At 39.7% G+C, this 18215-nt stretch carries 19 protein-coding genes; 13 read left to right on the forward strand and 6 right to left on the reverse strand.

Features of this window, described 5'->3' with window-relative positions; translation table 11 throughout:
• Window positions 1–86: 86 nt before the first annotated feature.
• Window positions 87–605: a hypothetical protein gene (locus BST97_RS00720; RefSeq protein WP_085765444.1), complete on the forward strand. Its 519-nt coding sequence runs from the start codon at window positions 87–89 to the stop codon at window positions 603–605.
• Window positions 606–708: 103 nt separating this feature from the next.
• The gene (aroQ, locus tag BST97_RS00725; RefSeq protein WP_085765445.1) at window positions 709–1146 is read left to right on the forward strand and encodes a type II 3-dehydroquinate dehydratase; all 438 of its coding nucleotides are present in this window, start codon (window positions 709–711) and stop codon (window positions 1144–1146) included.
• Window positions 1147–1922: 776 nt separating this feature from the next.
• Here the strand turns inward: aroQ and lpdA are convergent.
• Window positions 1923–3314 carry a dihydrolipoyl dehydrogenase gene (gene lpdA, locus BST97_RS00730; protein ID WP_085765446.1) on the reverse strand — a complete coding sequence of 464 codons (1392 nt, stop codon included), beginning with the start codon at window positions 3312–3314 and terminating at the stop codon, window positions 1923–1925.
• Window positions 3315–3389: 75 nt separating this feature from the next.
• On the opposite strand from lpdA, the gene BST97_RS00735 reads away from it, so the two are divergent.
• From BST97_RS00735 to BST97_RS00770, 8 genes are all read left to right on the forward strand, one after another.
• The gene (locus BST97_RS00735; RefSeq protein ID WP_085765447.1) at window positions 3390–4439 is read left to right on the forward strand and encodes a quinone-dependent dihydroorotate dehydrogenase; all 1050 of its coding nucleotides are present in this window, start codon (window positions 3390–3392) and stop codon (window positions 4437–4439) included.
• 36 nt (window positions 4440–4475) lie between these two features.
• The gene (locus tag BST97_RS00740; RefSeq protein ID WP_085765448.1) at window positions 4476–5402 is read left to right on the forward strand and encodes an alpha/beta hydrolase; all 927 of its coding nucleotides are present in this window, start codon (window positions 4476–4478) and stop codon (window positions 5400–5402) included.
• Window positions 5403–5438: 36 nt separating this feature from the next.
• Window positions 5439–6062 (forward strand): LysE family translocator, encoded by a 624-nt coding sequence (locus BST97_RS00745; RefSeq protein ID WP_085765449.1) that lies wholly within the window; start codon window positions 5439–5441, stop codon window positions 6060–6062.
• 97 nt (window positions 6063–6159) lie between these two features.
• Complete coding sequence (locus tag BST97_RS00750; RefSeq protein WP_085765450.1) at window positions 6160–6342, forward strand: hypothetical protein; 183 nt, start codon at window positions 6160–6162, stop codon at window positions 6340–6342.
• A gap of 122 nt (window positions 6343–6464) precedes the next feature.
• Window positions 6465–7331: a carboxylating nicotinate-nucleotide diphosphorylase gene (nadC, locus tag BST97_RS00755; RefSeq protein WP_085765451.1), complete on the forward strand. Its 867-nt coding sequence runs from the start codon at window positions 6465–6467 to the stop codon at window positions 7329–7331.
• Window positions 7324–8256: a YihY/virulence factor BrkB family protein gene (locus BST97_RS00760; RefSeq protein WP_085765452.1), complete on the forward strand. Its 933-nt coding sequence runs from the start codon at window positions 7324–7326 to the stop codon at window positions 8254–8256. The genes nadC and BST97_RS00760 overlap by 8 nt, the downstream gene beginning before the upstream one ends.
• Before the next feature lie 26 nt (window positions 8257–8282).
• A complete protein-coding gene (locus tag BST97_RS00765) occupies window positions 8283–8846 on the forward strand; it encodes a chalcone isomerase family protein (protein ID WP_085765453.1) in 564 nt (187 codons plus the stop codon).
• Window positions 8847–8964: 118 nt separating this feature from the next.
• A complete protein-coding gene (locus BST97_RS00770) occupies window positions 8965–9396 on the forward strand; it encodes a PepSY-like domain-containing protein (protein WP_245833616.1) in 432 nt (143 codons plus the stop codon).
• Here the strand turns inward: BST97_RS00770 and BST97_RS00775 are convergent.
• Window positions 9387–10595 carry a GAF domain-containing sensor histidine kinase gene (locus BST97_RS00775; protein WP_085765454.1) on the reverse strand — a complete coding sequence of 403 codons (1209 nt, stop codon included), beginning with the start codon at window positions 10593–10595 and terminating at the stop codon, window positions 9387–9389. The two genes, BST97_RS00770 and BST97_RS00775, sit on opposite strands and share 10 nt — an antisense overlap.
• A gap of 180 nt (window positions 10596–10775) precedes the next feature.
• Here BST97_RS00775 and BST97_RS00780 point away from each other — a divergent pair, with 180 nt between their 5' ends.
• A complete protein-coding gene (locus BST97_RS00780; RefSeq protein ID WP_085765455.1) occupies window positions 10776–11105 on the forward strand; it encodes a DoxX family protein in 330 nt (109 codons plus the stop codon).
• Between the two features lie 425 nt (window positions 11106–11530).
• Here the strand turns inward: BST97_RS00780 and BST97_RS00790 are convergent, their stop codons facing one another.
• The 3 genes from BST97_RS00790 to BST97_RS00800 form a co-directional block, all read right to left on the reverse strand.
• Entirely contained in the window at window positions 11531–12688 is a 1158-nt protein-coding gene (locus BST97_RS00790; protein WP_085765457.1) for a PAS domain-containing sensor histidine kinase, read from the reverse strand.
• Between the two features lie 370 nt (window positions 12689–13058).
• A complete protein-coding gene (locus BST97_RS00795; RefSeq protein ID WP_085765458.1) occupies window positions 13059–14288 on the reverse strand; it encodes a M48 family metallopeptidase in 1230 nt (409 codons plus the stop codon).
• On the reverse strand, window positions 14285–15103 hold the full coding sequence (locus tag BST97_RS00800; RefSeq protein ID WP_085768100.1) for a TrmH family RNA methyltransferase: 819 nt from the start codon (window positions 15101–15103) through the stop codon (window positions 14285–14287). Before BST97_RS00800 ends, BST97_RS00795 begins: the two co-directional genes overlap by 4 nt.
• Before the next feature lie 113 nt (window positions 15104–15216).
• On the opposite strand from BST97_RS00800, the gene BST97_RS00805 reads away from it, so the two are divergent.
• Together BST97_RS00805 and ung are read left to right on the forward strand one after the other, a co-directional pair.
• Complete coding sequence (locus tag BST97_RS00805; RefSeq protein ID WP_085765459.1) at window positions 15217–15621, forward strand: acyl-CoA thioesterase; 405 nt, start codon at window positions 15217–15219, stop codon at window positions 15619–15621.
• The gene (gene ung, locus BST97_RS00810) at window positions 15611–16282 is read left to right on the forward strand and encodes a uracil-DNA glycosylase (protein ID WP_085765460.1); all 672 of its coding nucleotides are present in this window, start codon (window positions 15611–15613) and stop codon (window positions 16280–16282) included. The genes BST97_RS00805 and ung overlap by 11 nt, the downstream gene beginning before the upstream one ends.
• A 54-nt stretch (window positions 16283–16336) precedes the next feature.
• Here ung and BST97_RS00815 read toward each other — a convergent pair whose 3' ends face one another.
• Complete coding sequence (locus BST97_RS00815; RefSeq protein ID WP_085765461.1) at window positions 16337–17938, reverse strand: T9SS type A sorting domain-containing protein; 1602 nt, start codon at window positions 17936–17938, stop codon at window positions 16337–16339.
• Window positions 17939–18215 lie beyond the last annotated feature (277 nt).

Genomic DNA, 18215 nt, shown 5'->3' on the forward strand with positions numbered 1-18215 from the left:
TTTCTCTACCATGCCGTTAACAAGCCCTAACTTAAAGTTAACGCCTGCCACGGCTCTATCAAGTTATCTTGCATGAAAAATAGTACATGAAAAAGATATTTACAACCGTAGCGCTAGTCCTTACTTGTTTTATCAGTCAGGCACAGGTGGATCAAGATGAAAATTCTGCCGTGGTGGGCGATCAAGATTTTGCCATAGGTGGGATGGCTGCCTTACCCATAGGAGACCCTGCTGATTTTGCAGATTATGGTCTTGGAGTCGAGTTGATGTACCTGAAATCTTTATTCAATGGGAATCTTAATCTAGGAGGTACTGTGGGTTACTCACACTATGTTACTGATAAAGATGTTAATCTCGATGATGCCCAGTTTTTACCTATAGCGCTAACAGGATTATACCCTATAGGTGATTTAGGTTTCGGTGCCGGTCTTGATGTGGGATATGCCATAGGTATCAATGATGGGAATAATGGAGGATTCTTATATGAGCCTAAAGCCTATCTTGAAACTTCTAGATTTATTTTTTCTCTAGGCTATAGAGGGATCGTATTAGAAAATGATACTTTTGATACTATTAAGCTAGGATTTGCAGTGAAACTGAACTGATCTATCAAAAACTAATTTTAAAAAGTCCCTTGATGGGACTTTTTTATTGCTCTATATCTAAGCGAAACAGCTATTTTGATTAATTTGGTCTGAAAACATTGTTATGCGATTGCTCATTGTTAATGGTCCTAATTTGAATCTATTAGGCACTAGAGAAACTGATATTTATGGTAGTAAAACCTTTGAGGACTATTTTGTAGAGCTCCAGTTTAAATTTTCAGAAGTTGAGTTAGCACAATTCCAAAGCAATACAGAAGGTGAGATCATCGATCAACTCCATCAAGCGCATGATGGCAAGTTTGATGGTGTGATTCTTAATGCTGGTGGTTATACACATACTTCAGTTGCCATTGCAGACGCTGTAGCTGGTATAGATCTGCCAGTGGTAGAAGTTCATATTTCAAATGTTATGGATCGAGAAGAATTCAGGCATACTTCTTACATCTCTAAATATTGCGTGGGAACGATCTCGGGTTTCGGTTTAGAAAGTTACTTGCTGGGCATACAAAGCTTTCTCAACGATAGCAAAGACAAAGATTAGATCGTAAGTTTTCTTACAATCATGTTGGTTTTTCTACGTCTAGAATAGTAGAAAGTCTAACCAACATGAAAAAAGCAAGTATATTAATCATGACGACCGTATTATTACTATTTAATTACAGTTTCAGCCAAGAAACTTCTCAAGATTCAACGCAAGTTGCTAAACCATTTGAACCTCGATGGAGTTTTGGTGCTCAGTTGCAGTAAGTACTTGCGTTTGACTACTATGATTACGAGGTAGAACGTTACCACGGTAGTACTGGATATAATTAGAATTAAGGTTTTCTAGCAAATTACAATTGGCATGAACGGCACGCATTACATACCGAGCTCAATTTTCTGATTGGTCAAAGAAATGCGGCTCTGGGAGCAAACCTATAATACGAGTATTCACCTTCTGATCGCTGAAGCATTTATGGAGGTTTAGGAATGGAGTATACTTTTTCCTTTAACTATGAAAGTCCTAATTTGGGGACAGAACGCAGGTTTGTTCCTGCCGCAATGCTTTGTATAAGGTACAAAGCCAGCAAATGGATTACATCGGTTCTAAGATACCAGCGCGATTTGATGGATCGATTCAGTCCACCGACAGATCTTACCTATCCTCAATTGAGGAAAGTCAATCAGGTTGCTTTAGGTATTTCGGTAAGATCCTAAAAAATGGGATTGTTAATATTAAGGCTAGCAACCGCTAGCCTTAATTCAACTTTTAAGATCTTTTATTCCCTATTCCATACAGAAACTGCCATTGTCAGCTAACAGCTAACAGCTAACAACTTATAAGTGAATCACTTCATCATAAGCATCTGCTACGGCTTCCATTACTGCCTCACTCATCGTAGGGTGTGGGTGAACTGCCTTTAAGATCTCATGACCTGTGGTCTCCAGCTTACGAGCTACAACTGCCTCAGCAATCATATCAGTTACACCAGCACCTATCATGTGACAGCCGAGCCACTCACCGTACTTAGCGTCAAAAATCACTTTTACAAAACCGTCAGGCTTTCCGGCAGCTTTTGCCTTACCTGATGCGCTGAACGGGAATTTACCCACTTTGATCTCGTAACCTTCTTCTTTAGCTTGAGCTTCAGTAAGTCCTACGCTCGCGATTTCAGGAGTAGAGTAGGTACAACCTGGGATGTTCCCGTAATCGAGTGGCTCCACGTGCATGTCAGCTATTTTCTCCACACAGAGAATACCTTCTGCACTGGCTACATGAGCAAGAGCTGGTCCAGCGGTAATATCACCTATGGCATAATATCCCGGCATATTCGTCTGGTACCACTTGTTGACAAGTACCTTACCACGATCTGTAGAAATCCCTACTTCTTCCAGACCTATATTTTTGATATTGGTTTCAATTCCTACGGCGCTCAATACGATGTCTGCCTCAAGAACCTCTTCGCCTTTTTTAGTCTTAACGTGAGCTTTGACGCCGTCACCACTGGTATCTACCTTAGTCACTTCGCTACTGGTCATCACCTTAATTCCAGACTTTTTGAAGCTGCGCTCCATTTGCTTGGAAACATCGGCATCCTCAACGGGTACGATACGATCTAGATATTCTACGATCGTTACCTCAGTTCCCATAGCGTTGTAGAAATAAGCAAATTCAACACCTATCGCTCCTGAGCCTACTACGATCATTTTTTTCGGCTGGCTTTCCAGCGTCATTGCCTCGCGATAACCTATCACTTTTTTACCATCTTGTGGTAGTGAAGGTAACTGTCTGGATTTTGCTCCAGTTGCGATGATGATGTGGTCTGCCTCAACGGTAGAAGTGCTACCATCTTCAGCTTTTACTTCTATTTTCTTTCCTTTTTTAAGCGTACCGTAACCCATGATTACCTCGATCTTGTTCTTTTTCATCAAGAACTGTACACCTTTGCTCATGCCATTTGCCACGTCTCTAGAACGTTTTACGACCGCATCAAAATCCTTATCTACATTGTCAGCTTTAAGCCCGTAATCTGCTGCATGGTTTAGGTAATTGAAAACGTCTGCACTTTTGATAAGTGCCTTAGTAGGAATACATCCCCAGTTGAGACATACACCACCTAGCGATTCTTTTTCTACGATCGCCACCTTCATTCCCAGCTGTGAAGCTCTTATCGCGGTTACATATCCACCAGGTCCACTACCTAAAACTATTACATCATATTTACTCATATCAGTCAGATTTTAAGAGCCACAAAAATATAGAATAAACGGCTATTCCTTGTATTTTTGGGCAACCTTATTCCCATGTACAAATCACTCGTTAGACCGCTACTTTTTCGTTACGATCCAGAGCAGGTACACCACTTTTCATTCAAATCTTTGAAATTGTTGAATAAGCTGCCTGGAGTAGGTACGCTTTCGCGAAAGCGTTATCACATCAAGCACCCCAGTCTAGAAAAAGAATTGTTTGGAATCAAGTTTCCCAATCCTGTGGGTCTCGCTGCAGGTTTTGATAAAAATGCCGTTGCCTTCAAGGAATTTTCAAATCTGGGTTTTGGATTTATTGAGATAGGAACCTTGACGCCCAAACCGCAGGACGGAAATCCTAAAAAGCGCTTGTTCCGTTTGAGGGAAGATGAGGCAATCGTGAATCGCATGGGATTCAATAATGGGGGAGTGGATGCTGCGGTCGAGCGGTTGAAGCAAAACAAGCCGATGGGACATCCTGATCATGTGATTATAGGTGGGAATATTGGGAAGAATAAAGTGACCCCTAACGACCAGGCGGTAGATGATTATGTGATCTGTTTCAACAAACTTTTTAATTACGTAGATTATTTTACGGTGAATGTGAGCTCGCCCAATACGCCAGGTTTGCGGGAACTCCAAGACCGTAAACCGCTCACGCATATTTTACAGACCTTGCAGGATCTCAATGATCAAAAAACTTGTCGTAAACCTATCCTTCTCAAAATAGCTCCAGATCTGACTGATGATCAATTGCTAGACATCATAGGAATTGTTGCCGATACAAAAATTGATGGCGTTATCGCTACTAACACGACTATCGAGCGCAAGAATCTCAAAAGCGACATACAACTTCAACAAGAAGCGGGTGGTCTGAGTGGTAAGCCACTTACAAACCGAGCTACTGAAGTGATTAAATTTCTCCACGAGAGAAGTAACGGAGCTTTCCCAATTGTGGGAGTAGGCGGGATCATGAGCCCTAAAGATGCTCGGGAGAAGCTAGAAGCTGGTGCAAGTCTTGTCCAATTGTACACGGGTTTTGTTTATGAAGGCCCGGCACTTGTAAAAAATATCAATAAGTCGATCGCTGCTCAAGCACGCAGCTAGATTTTTCTAGCTAAATTGTTCTAATATTTTAATCTTATGAAAGCTACCGTATTCTTATTGTTGTTCATCATGGCCAATCTTGGATTTGCTCAAAATGAAATGCTTAAAGTTGTATCAGGCAAAATAGATCGTATTGAGAACTTCAAATCTGAATATGTAACTGCTCGTAATGTAGATATCTGGTTACCCGAAGGATATACAGACGATAAAAAATATGCTGTACTCTACATGCACGACGGTCAGATGTTATTTGATGCAGAGACAACCTGGAACAAACAGGCTTGGAATGTGGATGACATCGCTAGCAATCTCATGAATGCTGGAAAAGTGCGGGACTTTATTGTAGTGGGAGTATGGAATGGAGGAGCCACCAGGCATCCCGATTATTTCCCGCAGAAACCATATAAATCGCTTAGCGATGCACAATTAGAGCAATTGTACAAGCAATTCAAGGCAGATGATTTGAAAATTGCCAAAAACTTCAAGCCTAACTCTGATAACTACCTTAAATTCTTAGTTGAGGAGCTTAAACCCTATATCGATAGCAAGTACAGTGTGTATACCGATCAAGAACACACCTTTGTTGCCGGAAGCAGCATGGGCGGCCTGATATCGATGTATGCGATTTGTGAATATCCAGATGTTTTTGGAGGTGCTGCATGTTTATCTACGCACTGGCCGGGCGCCCATTCTATTAAGGATAATCCCATCCCTCAAGCATTTTATGATTACATGGACGAGAATCTTCCAAACCCAGAATCTCATAAGATTTACTTTGACTATGGAGATCAAACACTTGACGCATTATACCCTGAACTGCAACAACAGGTTGACAAGGTGATGCAAAAGAACGGATACGATTCAAACAACTGGATTACAAAATTTTTCCCAGGGGAGAACCATAGTGAGATTGCGTGGGAGAAACGCTTTCACATACCGCTGGAGTTTTTATTGGGGAATTGATCATCGATCTCAAAATTAGTGATGTGTTAAATTTTAATGGATTTTCAAAACCTCCTTACATTTTCACTTTTCACATTAGGACTTGCACTATCCCCTGGACCTGATAATATCTTTGTCCTCACCCAGTCCATGGCGCGAGGTGCTAGAACGGGCATCGCCATTTCTAGTGGCTTGATTACTGGCTGCATTTTCCATACAACTCTTGTGGCACTGGGATTTGCGGTAGTGATTAGAGATAATGAGTGGCTACTCTGGACCATCAAACTGCTGGGGGCTGGTTACTTGCTCTTTCTCGCCTATCAAGTTTATCGCTCAGATGCATCGATCGATTTACAGGCAGAAACAGAGGCTGATAAAAGCTTGTGGGAGTTCTATCGTATAGGTGTGGTAATGAATGTGCTCAACCCTAAGGTGACCCTTTTTTTTCTCGCGGTTCTTACAGGATTTGTTCAGCCAAATCAAAAACCAGCTGAGTGGATACAGATATTTGTTCTGGGTGGGATTTTCATGGCGGTGTCACTTTTCGTTTTTTATGCGATATCATTCTTGGCTGGTAAAGTCTCTAGGTTTATCAAAACGGCAAGAGGGTTCTCGAGTGTTATGAAATGGTTGCAGATTTTAGTCTTTCTCGCCATTGTAGCCATGCTTTTGTTTTTCTAGTCGGTAGAGGTATATCAACAGTATATTGTTAATAAAAGTCCCTCTACTTTTTCATATTTTTATATGCTAGTGTATCTTTGCAGCAAATTGAAGAATCATGCTTTTTGAATTTGATCAGTATTTAGGGTTTTTGGCATTTTTAGCTATATTGACCATTGGTTTTTGGTTAATGTTGTTCTTAACCCTTTTTGCGATTCCTTACTGGATTACTGGTTCAGCTCTTGAGAAGAGAAAGATGAAAAAGGAAGCTAAGAAAAAGCAACTTGAAGAATCGAGATAAATAGTATCCTAAATAAAAACAGCCCGATCTATCCGATCGGGTTTTTTTTGTACCTCAATTATCGTGTAAACCCATAGTGAATGCAGCGTCTAATGCGTATATTCACATTTAAATAGAATTATATGGATTATTCCTCTGCTTCTGCATTTGAAGAAATGAACCGCATTATTGACAATGCTTTGCGTGAAGATTTAGGAGATGGTGACCATAGCAGTCTGTCGTGTATACCTGAAACGGCACATGGTAAAGCCAGATTGCTCGTGAAGGACGAGGGTGTTCTTGCTGGTGTCGCTTTCGCGAAAGCGGTATTTCATAAAGTAGATCCAGAGTTAAAACTGGACGTAATCATAGACGATGGAGAGGAAGTAAGTTATGGCGATGAAGCATTTTACGTGAGCGGCTCGTCTCGTAGCATCTTAAAAGCAGAACGACTCGTTTTGAATTCTATGCAGCGCATGAGTGCGATTGCCACCAAGACCAGAAAATTTGTACACGCACTTGAAGGTACAAAAACTAAGATTTTAGACACGCGTAAAACCACACCTGGAATCAGGTTGTTAGAAAAGTGGGCGGTAGATATAGGTGGAGGAGTGAATCATCGATTTGGTCTATACGACATGATCATGCTCAAGGATAATCATATTGATTTTGCGGGTGGGGTAGAACAAGCTATCAAAAAAACCAAAAAGTACCTGAGTGAGACGGGTAGGGACTTAAAAATCATCGTTGAGGCAAGAGATCTAGCCGAAATCAAGAAGATTCTCAAACACGATAACATCTATCGCATCTTGATCGACAATTTCAACTATGAGGATACGCGCAAGGCGGTAAAATTAATTGGAGACCAGTGCCTCACCGAGAGTAGTGGTGGTATCACGCTCGATACTGCTAAGCACTATGCAGACTGTGGTGTAGATTTCATTTCAAGTGGATCTCTTACACATAGCGTGTACAATCTGGACTTGAGCTTAAAGGCGGTGCATGGCTAGATTGCGAGAAGTCCTGAAGCGTATTCCCGTTATATCATGGTTTGTAGCAGTCTCCACATCATGGAAGCTGCCAGGCTTTGAAGGGATGACCGCTTGGGATCTCTGGGAGACTTATTCAATGGGCATTGTAAAGGGCGCTTTTTCTTCAAGGGCCAGTGCCATATCCTACAGCTTTTTTATGGCTCTGTTTCCATTTATTCTTTTTGTTCTGAATCTGATTCCTTTTATTGATATAGAAAATTTTCAGGCTGAGGTCTTACTGTTTGTCAATGATCTGTTACCTACTCAAGCTGCAGGAGCCTTTGACAACATCTTTAATGAAATTGCGATGCAGGAGAATACAGGTTTGCTCACGATTTCCTTTGTTTCCTCGATTGTTCTGATGACTAATGGTGTCAATGCTATTTTTGACGGTTTTGAAGGCAGCTATCATTCTGAGATCAACAGAGGTTTTATTAGGCAGTATGCGGTCTCATTAGTTGTTTCTTTGCTGCTAGTCTTGTTTTTGCTGGTAGGTGTGATTTTAACCGTGGGTGTTGCCTACTGGATTGCTGAAATGCGAGCACAAAACTTTATGACTGAAAACAGTATGGTCTTTTGGCTCTCAACTGTGCGGTATATCATTCTCGGTATCATGGTATATGTATTTATCTGCACATTGTACTATACGGGAACCAGAGATGGTCGCAACACAAGGTTTTTTTCTATAGGTGCGGTAATGTCTCTCATCCTAATTGTAGCTTTTTCATACCTATATGGTCTTTATATTGACAACTTTAGCTCTTATAATGAGATCTATGGTTCCATAGGCGCTATACTTATACTCATGGTTTATATATGGTTGAATTCCAATATTTTACTGTTGGGTTTTGAATTAAATGCTTCTTTGCGCTCATTAAAGGCACGGAATTTGGTTTTAGAATAGTATATTTAAAAAGTAAATCTGATATAATGAAAAAAATACTTTTAGTAGCAGTCGCTTTTCTAGGAACATGGGGAGCACAGGCTCAAATGAAAATCAATGGAGTAACGTTGGAAAAAAACCTTACGGTAGATGGTGAGGAACTGATTCTAAACGGCGCTGGAATGAGAGAAAAACTTTGGTTTGATCTTTATGTAGGTGCTTTATACCTTAAAAGTAAAACGGAAGATGGAGAAAAAGTACTTAAAGCCGATGAACATATGGCTATTGTGCTTGTCATCACAGATGATAAAGTGACTCAAAAAAAGCTTGAAGATGCTGTAGAAGACGGTTTTGAAGACAGCTGCACCGACAAAGAAAGAGCTGCGATCAAATCAGAAATCAATCAGCTACTTGCTTTACTTAAAGATCCGATCAAGGAAGGACATCATTTTGAATTTGCTTACGTCCCTAATAAAGGAACGATGATAAGTAAAAATGGTAAAAACCTAGGCACTATAAAAGGTTTAGCTTTTAAAAAGGCGTTCTTTGGTATCTGGTTAGGGGAAGATCCTGCAGATAGGGATTTGAAAGAAGCAATGTTAGATCAGTAAGTAGATCAACATAATTATATGACAAACCCGTCTCTATAGACGGGTTTTTTAGTATTTAAGATTATCATTTCTTTATCAAGGGTAGTAGATTGTAATAGGTATTTTAGCAAAAAGAACAATGATGCGAGCGATACTTATTTTTTTAATTACCACTTTTACCTTCATTACTGCTAGTTGTCAGGATAAAGGAAAAGTACCTCAAAGTGTTCTTAAAACATTCCAGGAAATGTATCCTAATGAGGATGATCCTGATTTCAAACAAGATGCTCATGGATACTGGGAAGCTCATTTTAAAAAGGATGGCGAGAAATATCGTGCAGATTTTCTAGCCGATGGTTCATGGAGAGAAACGGAAAACTCGATTAAGGAAAAGAATTTACCTAAAGCTGTTAAAGCGGCCATAAAAAAACACTATGGTGACGAAGAGATCACAGAAGTCGAACACGTTTTAAGTGCAAAATATGGTGAGTTCTATGATGTTGAGTTCAAGCAAAAAGGCAAGAATAAAGACGTTATGTACCGTAAGGACGGTTCTATTATTCAGGAGTGATTTTGTGGAAAAGTGATTTTAAACTCAGTCCATTTGCCTAATTCTGAGGTAACTGATATTTTGCCTTCCATGTGTTCCAAAAGCCTTGCTACTGTTGCCAGACCTATTCCGGTTCCTTTTTTACCGTGGCGATCCTGTTCAGATGCGACATAAAATAACTTGAAAACCTGATCAATTTTATCAGGAGCAATACCGCTACCATTATCCTTTACTGAGATGTGGTAATTTTCTTCATCCATTTCTAGATAAATTTCTATCACCGTCTTTTCCTTATCGCTATACTTGACCGCATTAGTCACAAGGTTGATTAAAATTTGCTCGAGGGCAATTGCATTAGTATGAAGGGTGGTCTCCTCAGTGGGTTTGTAGATCACTGTGACGTTTTCGTTGAGAACGGTCATCGCAATCACATCTTCTACCAGGTCTATATAACTTACTTCATCTACCTCCTCACTAACCATCTCATCGCTCTTATAAAAAGTAAGCATACCGTCTATATAGCGACTTAGACTGGCTGAACTTTCTTTTAGACTTTCAAGATAACTGATGGATTTTTCACTCAGATCTTTTTCAGTTTTCTTCAAAAGATCTGTTACCATCATTATGTTGCTTAGCGGTGCTTTTAAGTCATGGGAGACGATTCCGGCAAAATCCTTTAGTTCCTCATTGCGCTCCTTCAGCCTTTTACGGGCTTCCTTTAATTTGAAGTTCTGGTACCGCTGTTCAAAGAGGAGCATGACTTGTTTTGCCATGGATTTAAGGGCATCGGATTGACTTTCTGTTAGAGATCTCTTTTTATGATCGTAAACACACAAAGTCCCTAGTCTATAGCCGTTTTTATCTATAAGTGGTGCACCGGCATAAAAAATAATTTCAAATTCCTCAGCCACTGGATTACCCTTGAATCGCTCGTCTTCACGTGCATCTTCTACAACCATAATCTCATCAGGATTGTTCAGGGCATGACCGCAAAATGACAAGTCTCGAGGGGACTCTGTGAGATCTACACCAAACCGGGATTTGAAGAAATTCCTGTTATTATCAATTAAAGTGATCAGCGCGATGGGGGCATCACAAATAGATGCAACAATAGAGGTTATATTATCATATTGCTCCTCAGGCATCGTGTCCAGTAACTGGTATTTTTTTACCGCAGCGACGCGCTTCTGCTCGTCTCTACCTATTGTGGGTGCAATCATGATTCAACTTTGGACAAATATAATGAGATAAGTGGTTTTATGTGGTTCTTCCTACATGATTCAATGAGTACTTTATTGAAATTACGCTTTCGCGAAAGCGTAACAACTCAAATTATCCTACATTTTTTTGGAAAGGTTTTACATAGATGAACCAATGCGATAAGTGCTTTTAGAATAAAAATGGATTTGATTCAGATTCTAGAGATTGATCTGAAGCTCATTAACGGTTTAGACATCTTCAATGTGTGGCATATAAGAAGAGATAAAGCGAGTGAATGGCGTGGAGGGAATGCTGATAATATGAAACAAGAATTCAAAGATTACGGTTTGCCGGTGGCTACAATGTATGCGGTAGGCGTTTTAAAATGTCTTTTTTTGATAATGCTGTTAGTGTCAATTTTTATCACTGAACCCATGTGGTTTGAGACGGTAGCTGGATACGGTATAGCAGTACTTATGGCTGGAGCTATTTTAATGCATGCTTATATAGGAGATGAAGCAAAGAAATGATTGCCTGTTTTTTCTTTAATGACACTCTCGATCCTCGTTACACTGATCTAGGAAATGTTTAGAAAAAATCTGTAGGCAAGAATAAGGTTGAGGATCAAGTATATCAATGCTGGTGAACTGCGATAGATCGCATCTTTAATTCTCAGTCTTACGAAAGCTCCAGCTGTTATTAAAAGAGCTAATTCCAGAGAGGCAAATAATCCTATTACGGTAAATTTTATACCGACAAAGAGACCCGAAACACCTATTAATTGAAGTATGCCGGTGAGGATTCTTTGATTTTTTGTCAATTTGAGCCGTTCATATTCGGTTATCATTCTTTTACCAAACAAACAAGTTAGCCTAAAAACAATAATGAAATGATATTGAAATAATGAAGTAGCTCAATAGTTTTCACTTCATCGTGGTGCGATCAATTATTATATTTAAGAAACCTCTGTAAGTATAGGCATTTCTACAGTAATCCTAGTTCCGTGATCATTCTCTGAGATAAAAGAGATATTTCCTTTATGTACGTTAGTAATCAATTTAGATAAATGATTAGTCAAACCATTTTCTAAACCTTTCCCAAAATGAGCATTTTTATCAAAGAATCTGAGTTTCATTTTCTCAGAAATGACAGATTCAGTCTCGATATAGACACTGAGCTGTCTTTCTTCAAATATTGTGATATTAATAGTGCTGTTTTGGGGAGCGCTCGTTATTGCGTTCTTGATTAAGTGTTCAAAAAGGTACTCCAGGTAAAACTCGTCGCCTACCACAATCAACTGATGCCCGTATGGATCAATTAGATCTTGATCTTGATTCTTAATATTGATTCTAATGCCCTTCTCATCTGCCATTTCAGCTGAATCCATGATTTGATTACAGATGAGATTAATGAAGTCAAAGTTGCTCAATTGAGGCTTAAAGCTACCCGTTTCCATAGCTTCAAAATCATCTGCGCTGCTTAGGTGCCTCAAGGTATCCTTACCTATGTCCATGATGATTTTGAGCCATTGCTCTTGCTTTAAGGTGAGATCGGTTTCTTTGAGAAGGTCGGCAAAGGTGAGTAGAGAACTTACCTTGCCGCTCATAGATTCTTTTTCAGCTTTTTTTTCCAGACTCAAATCATCAGTAATTACTTTTTCAAGAATGTCTAGTGTGATACTTAATCTCTTGAGCGTGACATCAGTTTGATCAGCTTTGACGACTAGAGTCATTTTACACTTACCGTCATCCTCACCATCGTCTAGGTAAGCCGCATTTGTGATAATTTCAAATAGATTGTCCTTTTTATCCTTGACTAGCCACCTACCTTTTAATTCAAACCGTTCTTGTAGAAATTTTTGATGCAATTCTACTAAGTGGGATTGATGGTCATCTGGTACCACAATGGTAAAGTTCTTACCTATGAGTTCTTCCCGGGTATAGCCATAGATGTCACAATAGGTTGCATTAACATCGGTATAGATTCCTTGTTCATTAGTGACACAAATACCTATAGGCATCAGTTCAAAAACCTGATACATAACATCCTGATGATCCTCAAAGAAACTTACGATTTTCTGAAGGTCTTTTTCTGTGCTTTTATCCTTGTTCATTATTAGGGTAAAATAATACCTGGGTAAAGCGGTCAATCAATCATTCTAAAGCTTGTATCCCACAAACATAACGTACAAATATACTCCCAATTCTCATATTTCAGATATAATGGATAGTTGTACCACGATTGTAGCACCATACTTATTATGAATTATGAATGAGATGGCTCTTTTGAGAGTTATAGAAATGAGTCTTGCGATATGTGTTTTTAAACCAAGGATTTCTTTCTCATCAGCAACTACTACGAGATACAGTTTGTTTTTTTAACTTCTCAATTTTGAAGAAATTGAGCATTTATAATAATGGCAATCTAAGAAAATCGGTTCCAGTGTCAAGTTTGTTTCACTACAACTCAACTGATCAACAATTTTATTTCATAGCTCTAATACGCTGCGATAAAGAGGGATGCGAGTAATGAAACCACACATAGGCTGGGTGCGGTGTTAAGTTACTCAAGCTGGTTTTTGAAAGTTTCTTCAGTGATGATATAAGAGGTTGTTCAGAGTATGTATTCTTGGCATAATCATCTGCTTGATATTCAAATTTTCGCGAAAGCAAATTCATACAAATACCCGTTATCGTGGATATAGGAGAGTATAACAGTCCAAATGCAACCAGTCCTATATGAAAAGTGCTATTTTCTACTCCCAGAGCTCCTGCCAGCAACTCGCTATCGACAACTAGAGAAAAAATAAATAAGGTCAGTCCCGTAGTGAGTGCACTCGCAATTAAGTTAAATATGATGTGTTTTTTCTTGTAATGGCCTACCTCATGGGCTAGAACTGCAACAATTTCTTCTTCATCGAGTTTCTCGATAAGTGTATCGTACAACGTGACTCTCTTTTCACTACCAAATCCGCTGAAGTACGCATTTGCCTTAGTTGAACGTTTACTGCCATCAATCACAAAAATCTTGTCGAGCTGGAACCCCACGCTAGCGGCATAATCAGCGATTTTTTCGCGTAAGCTTCCATCTTCAAGTGGCGTCTGTTTGTTGAACAATGGCACAATTAACTTAGAATAGAACATATTCATAAGCAACGAGATAACAAATACGAGAATCCACACATACCACCAAAAATTTTCTGCCGTAAGACTGTAGATATAAATGATCGCAGCAAGAATCCCGCCTCCTAGAATCAGTGACATCAAATAACCTTTGATTTTATCCAGAATAAAGGTTTTAGGCGTCGTTTTATTGAAACCAAAACGCTCCTCAATCACAAAAACTCTATAAATCCCAAATGGTAGAGAGATCAACTCGCTCGCTGCTCCTAAGATTCCAAAAAATACCAGCGCGACAAGAATATAGTGATCAGTAATCTGGTAGGCAATCTCATTAACAACTGCAAAACCATCTAGAAATAGAAAAGCGAGCAACAAAACAAAGGAAAACACACTGGACAGCAGTCCAAATTTATAGTTCACCATTTTATAACGCTGTGACTTCTCATATTCCTCCTGATCGTAAACATCAGCGAGTTCTTGAGGTATAGGTTGAGAATACCAGGTATAATTTAGGTAGCCCAGAACACGTTCCAGAACAAAATCAAAGGCGATAATCGCAATGATGATATAAAATAGGGTCGTTTCGTTCATTTAAAATTTCTTTGTCGTTTGGCTTCAAAAAGCAATATCGCAGCACTTACTGATACATTCATGGAGTCTATCGCTCCTCCCATCGGGATGATCACGTTTGCTTTTGCGGCATCTCTCAAAGCCTGATCTAGGCCGGTAGCCTCAGTTCCCACAGCAATCGCGCAACCATTTGTGAAGTCTTGCTGGTCGTATCTGGTGCTATTTTGTAAGGTAGCTGCGAATAGGTCAATTTTTTTAGTTTGCAAGAAGTCGGTTAGTTCAGCAGCTGTTTCAACAGTTACCGTGGGAACCGTGAAAAGACAGCCTACGCTGGATCGTATGACATTTGGGTTGTACAAGTCTGTGGTGGGCGCTACCACGATCATGGCATCTACTTTGGCAGCGTCTGCAGTACGTAACAAGGCACCTAAATTTCCAGGTTTTTCAGGTGACTCTGCGATGAGTATTAATGGCTTTTCAGAGAGTTGTAAGTCTTGAAGTTTGAAGTTTTTCGCTTTCGCGAAAGCGAGACAACCCTCAACACCACCACGATAAGCGATATTTTCATAAACCTCGCGAGAAACCTTGATGACTTGCGGACTTTGCTTGATGTTCAGTTTATGGTAAATGTTCTGGGGGTCAGTTGTGTCTGTATCCTGAAACAGATCATCGCAGACAAATAAAGTGTCCAACTCGTAATAACCCTGATCTGCCAGCATGATCTCACGACGGCCCTCAATCACAAAAATGCCCTCAGATCGCCTGGCGCGGCTCTTGCGCTGCAATTGCTCAATTTTTCTGATGGTCGCATTATGAGGACTGGTAATCAATTTCATGCGACAAAAATAGGGATAAGCCAGCATCAAGGTTGCTCATGTTTATGAAAACTTAAGCGCAGGCTTCTCGGGTTGGGATCTAAGTTCTCGTAAATTTGTGAGAAACTCAAATTATGAACTTTCATACTAGAAAATGGGTGAAACCGGAGGATCTGAATCCTAACGGAAGCCTCTTCGGTGGTAGGCTGCTGGAATGGATCGATGAGGAAGCGGCGCTATACACGATCATCCAGCTGGAAAATCAGCGTGTCGTGACAAAGTACATGTCTGAGATCGATTTTAGAGCAAGTGCAAAGCCAGGTGATATTGTTGAGATCGGTTTAGAGGTAGTTTCGTTTGGAAAATCCAGCATTACTTTGAAATGCGAGGTTCGCAATAAGATGACCTATGAGTCGATCATCACTATTTCCAAAATCATTTTAGTAAATCTGGATGAAGCTGGAAAACCAGCTCCTCATGGTAAGACAAAGGTAGAATACCAGCATGAACGTATGAAAGATCGAGGTTATGAGTCTTAAGATCGAGCCCAGCTGGAGAGAGATGCTACAGGATGAGTTCAATCAGCCTTATTTTGAGCAACTAACGGAATTTGTGCGTCATGAATACCAGAATAATACCTGTTACCCACCTGGTCCTAAAATTTTTTCCGCATTCAATCGTACGGCTTTTGAAGATGTTAAAGTAGTCATTATAGGTCAAGACCCATATCATGGTTCAGGTCAAGCAAATGGTTTGTGCTTTTCAGTAGCTAATGGCGTTGCACACCCACCGAGTCTGGTAAATATTTTCAAGGAACTCTATCAAGATGTGGATGTCAGAAAGCCTTATCCAAAATCTGGTAATCTTGAACACTGGGCAGATCAGGGAGTCTTGTTGCTCAATGCTGTTCTCACAGTACGTAGTGGAGAGGCAGGCAGTCACCAGAAAAAAGGCTGGGAGCGCTTTACAGATGCCGTCATCAAAAAATTATCAGATGAGCGGGAGAATCTAGTTTTTATGCTTTGGGGAGGTTTTGCAAAAGGTAAATTAAAACTAATTGACGAGAAAAAACATTTTGTTCAAACCACGGGTCACCCGTCACCATTAAGCGCAAACCGCGGATACTGGTTTGGGAACAAGCATTTTTCTAGAGCTAATCGCTATCTCGAGGAGCAGGGGAGAAGGCCTATTCAGTGGTGAAATAAAAAAGGATCGCGAGAGCGATCCTTTTAAAATTTGAAGCAGAAATTTATTTTACAATTTAACTATTTTAACTACACTAGTTGATTTTCCAGAAGTTAGCTGGGCTAGGTAAATACCACTATTTAGTGAAGTACCCTCAATTGTAGTTTGAATAGCATTAGGTGTCAATTCCTTAACCATTTTTCCGGTCATATCAAATAATTGAATTCTATCAATTGTTGAATCCTGAGATTCTACTCTCCAATTATTTGCTGAAGGGTTAGGGTAGACATTGAAGTTAGCAACCGCAATATCATCCTCTGATAGTGGTCCATTTTGAGTAAGAACAATATTATCAAAGTACACAATCCCACCATTTGCAACAGACTGCTGATAAGGATCAGCCTTCCACTGGAAGAAGTTTGCATCACTGAAACCTAGATTTGTGAAATATGACATAGGGATTGAAACTAATGTCCATGCGCCCGTCGCAATATTCTCTTGATCTCCGTTGTTTGTGTCACCGATCTGATAGTTAAATTCTTCAACACCACCATCATTATCAATCATTACAAATCTAAACCCTGGAGTACTTGCTTGCGCGAAATAATAGAAATTCACGAAGTCATAAGATGATACATCGTCAGGACCTCCTTCGCCTTGTCCGTAACCAGCTACACTAAAATCTAACTTCAAGGCATTGTTTACGTCTCCTGAAGGATCTAGATCTACAGTGGTAACAGAACCAAAGTCATACTGGAAAGTGAGACCATTAGAGAAGTTTCTTGTGTCGTTATAGATGCTATAAACTTCTGAATCAGGATTGCTTACTCCAGGCGCTGCATCAGGAATGGTAGCTACAAAATTTACAGTGTAGGTTTCAGACACATTACCATTAGGAGAAGTTACGACTACAGTTGCCGATCCGGGCACAGCAGTTGCCTGATTGATTTGAACTGTTGCTCCAGGATTGTTAGGGGTTGCAGCTGTAATTTGGGGTACACTAGTTGTCCCTATTTGTAATTCAATAGTATAGTCTGTTCCAGCACCTGAAAAGTTAGGTACAGACTGACCATCTACCTCTAGTGAGCTAAGTGTAGCATCATCTTGAGGATTTGCAGGAACTTTCCAGAAATATACATTGTCTACATAGATTTCACTTGCAGCAGTACCATCTCCTCCATCATACTTGAATTGCTGGATAATAGTGCCTGATAAACCTGCATTATAAAAATCTGCTAAAGGAATGTCCAGACTTGTCCATTGTCCTGGAGCTGCTGGAATTGACACAGATCTTTCATTTCCAGCGCCTAATCCAATTAAAAAGAAATTTACCGTGGTGTTATTTGTCCAAATATCGATGTGTACAAATTCCATCGCAGCTACATTCTGATTGGATCCAAATTGATTTCCTTGATAATTAAAATTAGGATATGCTAGCGCAAGGTCACCTGAACCTAATACATCATAAGCCGTATTTGCACTGGCAAAACCTGATTGTCCCCAATCAGGATTGTAATTTGATCCAGTCACATCATTATAAGCTCCTGAAAAGATGCTGATCACATCAGCCGCATCTCTAGTAGGAGGTGTCGGAGCAACAGCCGTGGGAACACTTTGAGCGAAGCATAAAGCCGCACACATAAGTGATACATATAAAGTAATTTTTTTCATAATAAAATGTTTTTTTAATTCTTAGGTAAAGATAAAATGCAACTATTACGTTTTCGTTAATCTTAATGAGTAAATGGTCTATACATTCATATAAATTGTTAAATTATAGTTGTAAAAATTTGAATATTAGGGTGATACGTATACATAATTAGGCTCTAGACAACAAATATTCTTGACTTGTATAGGTTATGTTGTGGCGGTAGTTACAGGTTTTGATATGGTTTCTTGATACGGTTTATGTTGATTATTGAACATAGAGTTTACTTAAATCCCAATC

The organism is Nonlabens spongiae (assembly GCF_002117125.1).
GTDB lineage: Bacteria > Bacteroidota > Bacteroidia > Flavobacteriales > Flavobacteriaceae > Nonlabens > Nonlabens spongiae.

Bases quoted from the DNA above. Each gene is read 5' to 3' on its own strand.
- BST97_RS00720 (WP_085765444.1), top strand. From the start codon at position 87: ATGAAAAAGATATTTACAACCGTAGCGCTAGTCCTTACTTGTTTTATC.
- aroQ (WP_085765445.1), top strand. From the start codon at position 709: ATGCGATTGCTCATTGTTAATGGTCCTAATTTGAATCTATTAGGCACT.
- lpdA (WP_085765446.1), bottom strand. From the start codon at position 3,314: ATGAGTAAATATGATGTAATAGTTTTAGGTAGTGGACCTGGTGGATAT.
- BST97_RS00735 (WP_085765447.1), top strand. From the start codon at position 3,390: ATGTACAAATCACTCGTTAGACCGCTACTTTTTCGTTACGATCCAGAG.
- BST97_RS00740 (WP_085765448.1), top strand. From the start codon at position 4,476: ATGAAAGCTACCGTATTCTTATTGTTGTTCATCATGGCCAATCTTGGA.
- BST97_RS00745 (WP_085765449.1), top strand. From the start codon at position 5,439: ATGGATTTTCAAAACCTCCTTACATTTTCACTTTTCACATTAGGACTT.
- BST97_RS00750 (WP_085765450.1), top strand. From the start codon at position 6,160: ATGCTTTTTGAATTTGATCAGTATTTAGGGTTTTTGGCATTTTTAGCT.
- nadC (WP_085765451.1), top strand. From the start codon at position 6,465: ATGGATTATTCCTCTGCTTCTGCATTTGAAGAAATGAACCGCATTATT.
- BST97_RS00760 (WP_085765452.1), top strand. From the start codon at position 7,324: ATGGCTAGATTGCGAGAAGTCCTGAAGCGTATTCCCGTTATATCATGG.
- BST97_RS00765 (WP_085765453.1), top strand. From the start codon at position 8,283: ATGAAAAAAATACTTTTAGTAGCAGTCGCTTTTCTAGGAACATGGGGA.
- BST97_RS00770 (WP_245833616.1), top strand. From the start codon at position 8,965: ATGATGCGAGCGATACTTATTTTTTTAATTACCACTTTTACCTTCATT.
- BST97_RS00775 (WP_085765454.1), bottom strand. From the start codon at position 10,595: ATGATTGCACCCACAATAGGTAGAGACGAGCAGAAGCGCGTCGCTGCG.
- BST97_RS00780 (WP_085765455.1), top strand. From the start codon at position 10,776: ATGGATTTGATTCAGATTCTAGAGATTGATCTGAAGCTCATTAACGGT.
- BST97_RS00790 (WP_085765457.1), bottom strand. From the start codon at position 12,688: ATGAACAAGGATAAAAGCACAGAAAAAGACCTTCAGAAAATCGTAAGT.
- BST97_RS00795 (WP_085765458.1), bottom strand. From the start codon at position 14,288: ATGAACGAAACGACCCTATTTTATATCATCATTGCGATTATCGCCTTT.
- BST97_RS00800 (WP_085768100.1), bottom strand. From the start codon at position 15,103: ATGAAATTGATTACCAGTCCTCATAATGCGACCATCAGAAAAATTGAG.
- BST97_RS00805 (WP_085765459.1), top strand. From the start codon at position 15,217: ATGAACTTTCATACTAGAAAATGGGTGAAACCGGAGGATCTGAATCCT.
- ung (WP_085765460.1), top strand. From the start codon at position 15,611: ATGAGTCTTAAGATCGAGCCCAGCTGGAGAGAGATGCTACAGGATGAG.
- BST97_RS00815 (WP_085765461.1), bottom strand. From the start codon at position 17,938: ATGAAAAAAATTACTTTATATGTATCACTTATGTGTGCGGCTTTATGC.